The 2,571-nt window shown below is 44.6% G+C and carries 2 protein-coding genes; both read left to right on the plus strand.

The features are described 5' to 3' along the window. The first annotated feature begins 495 nt into the window (after positions 1-495). On the plus strand, positions 496-2,001 hold the full coding sequence (gene atpD / locus QZY09_RS06075; RefSeq protein WP_295669575.1) for a F0F1 ATP synthase subunit beta: 1,506 nt from the start codon (positions 496-498) through the stop codon (positions 1,999-2,001). Between the two features lie 178 nt (positions 2,002-2,179). Further along, a complete protein-coding gene (gene atpC / locus QZY09_RS06080) occupies positions 2,180-2,434 on the plus strand; it encodes an ATP synthase F1 subunit epsilon (RefSeq protein WP_096355518.1) in 255 nt (84 codons plus the stop codon). The last annotated feature ends 137 nt before the right edge of the window (positions 2,435-2,571 follow it).

A 2,571-nucleotide genomic window follows, 5' to 3' on the forward strand; every position in this document is an offset into this window, starting at 1 on the left:
CGGGAAGATCGTGTTAGTTCATGGTTGATAGAAGGAGTTCATAGTTCATGGTTCATGGTTCATAGTTAGGAAGGAGTTGATGGTTGATCGTATAAAAGCTTCTTTTGTAGCTATCCTGAACTGTCAACACTGAACGGAACCCTTTTTTTGCAGCTGCCATGAACCATCAACCATGAACCATGAACTAAACCCTTTTCTGCAGCTGCCATGAACCATCAACCATGAACCATGAACTAAACCCTTTTCTGCAGCTGCCATGAACCATCAACTATGAACCATGAACTAAACCCTTTTTTGCAGCCGCCATGAACTATGAACCATGATCTATGAACTAAACCTTCACCCCCTAAAAATAATATTCTTTTCTCCCTATAAAATATTTAAATCCACCCTTTAAATATTTAACAAAAAACTTTAACTTTGCGCCTCTGAAAGGAGGGTTCTGTTCATAAGGCGCTCATTTCATTGAAAATACTTTAAATTACCAGGTTATATATGCCAAACATTGGAAAAATATCACGGATCATCGGTCCGGTAGTTGACGTAAGCTTCGCAGTTAATGCACATCTTCCAAAAATTTATGATGCATTAGAGATCACCAAACAAAATGGTCAGAAAGTTATTTTAGAAGTTCAACAGCATTTGGGCGAAGACCGCGTTCGCGCCATCGCGATGGATTCAACCGACGGATTGCTTCGCGGCATGGACGTTGTGGATCTGGAATCGGCTATTAAAATGCCGGTTGGCGATGATATTAAAGGACGTGTATTTAACGTGGTTGGCAGCGCCATCGACGGTATTAAAGAATTGGACAACTCGGCTGGTCGCCCTATTCACGCCAGCGCTCCCCGTTTTGAAGACCTTTCGACAGAAACTGAAGTGCTTTTTACAGGTATCAAGGTGATCGACTTGTTAGAGCCTTACAGCAAGGGTGGTAAAATCGGATTGTTCGGTGGTGCCGGTGTAGGTAAAACCGTATTGATCCAGGAATTGATCAACAACATCGCGAAAGCATACTCAGGTTTATCCGTATTCGCCGGTGTAGGTGAGCGTACCCGTGAAGGTAACGACTTACTGCGCGAAATGCTGGAATCAGGCATCATAAAATATGGTGACGAGTTTATGCATTCGATGGAGTCAGGCGGCTGGGATTTATCCAAAGTTGACCCTGAAGCATTAAAAGATTCAAAAGCAACCTTCGTTTTCGGACAAATGAACGAGCCTCCCGGTGCCCGTGCACGTGTGGCCCTTTCAGGCTTAACCATTGCAGAATATTTCCGCGACGGTGATGCTGACGGCAAAGGACGCGATATATTATTCTTTATTGACAACATCTTCCGCTTTACCCAGGCAGGTTCCGAAGTATCGGCATTGCTTGGCCGTATGCCATCAGCGGTAGGTTACCAGCCAACACTGGCAACTGAAATGGGTAGCATGCAGGAACGGATCACATCAACCAAACGCGGTTCAATCACTTCCGTACAGGCCGTTTACGTACCTGCGGATGACTTGACTGACCCTGCACCGGCAACAACATTTGCCCACCTGGATGCTACTACTGTATTATCACGTAAGATCGCTGAGTTAGGCATCTATCCTGCGGTGGATCCACTGGATTCAACCTCACGGATACTTAGCCCTTCTATTTTGGGCGATGAGCACTACAATACTGCACAACGCGTAAAGGAAACTTTGCAGCGCTATAAAGAGCTACAGGACATTATCGCCATCCTGGGTATGGACGAGTTGAGCGAGGAAGATAAATTGGTTGTATCGCGCGCACGCCGTGTACAGCGTTTCTTATCGCAGCCCTTCCACGTGGCCGAGCAGTTTACCGGCTTAAAAGGTGTACTGGTTGATATTAAAGAAACCATCAAAGGCTTTAACATGATTATGGACGGCGAAGTGGATGAATATCCTGAAGCTGCCTTTAACCTTGTTGGAAGCATTGAAGAAGCGATTGAAAAAGGCAAGAAATTATTAGCGGAAGCTAATAATTAACGTGCGGATGAGTAGATATGCAGATGTGCAGATAGGATGATGTGCGGATATGCAGATGTGCAAATGTTGTACGCCAGCACATCTTTCCAATCAAATCATCGATGTTTCAACACTGAGTATATCAAAAAAATCTGCACATCTGCACATTTGCACATCAATAAATTTGCACATCATAGACATGACATTAGAAATCCTGACTCCCGACAAAACCGTTTACGAAGGCGAAGCCACATCGGTAACTCTTCCAGGCACTTTGGGATTTTTTGAAATATTAAATAACCACGCGCCCATCATCAGCACGCTTGAAGATGGCAAAGTAACCGTTCGCGGCGGCAATGCCGGTAAGGAGCAAACGCTTTTTATTAAAGGCGGTGTGGTTGAGGCTTCCAATAACAAAGTAGTGATACTGGCCGAAGGCATATTGGAGAAATAATTACCTGTTCAAACCAAGTAAAATTATTAAAGAGATCCCTGGCTTTTAGCCGGGGATTTTTTTTGGTCATTAGTCCTTCCCGCTGCGCTCATTGCGAGGAACGAAGCAATCTCTGCACGCGCTAATCACCACACCAA

It is taken from the genome of uncultured Mucilaginibacter sp. (assembly GCF_903913935.1).
Lineage (GTDB): Bacteria > Bacteroidota > Bacteroidia > Sphingobacteriales > Sphingobacteriaceae > Mucilaginibacter.

Bases quoted from the DNA above. Each gene is read 5' to 3' on its own strand.
- atpD (WP_295669575.1), top strand. From the start codon at position 496: ATGCCAAACATTGGAAAAATATCACGGATCATCGGTCCGGTAGTTGAC.
- atpC (WP_096355518.1), top strand. From the start codon at position 2,180: ATGACATTAGAAATCCTGACTCCCGACAAAACCGTTTACGAAGGCGAA.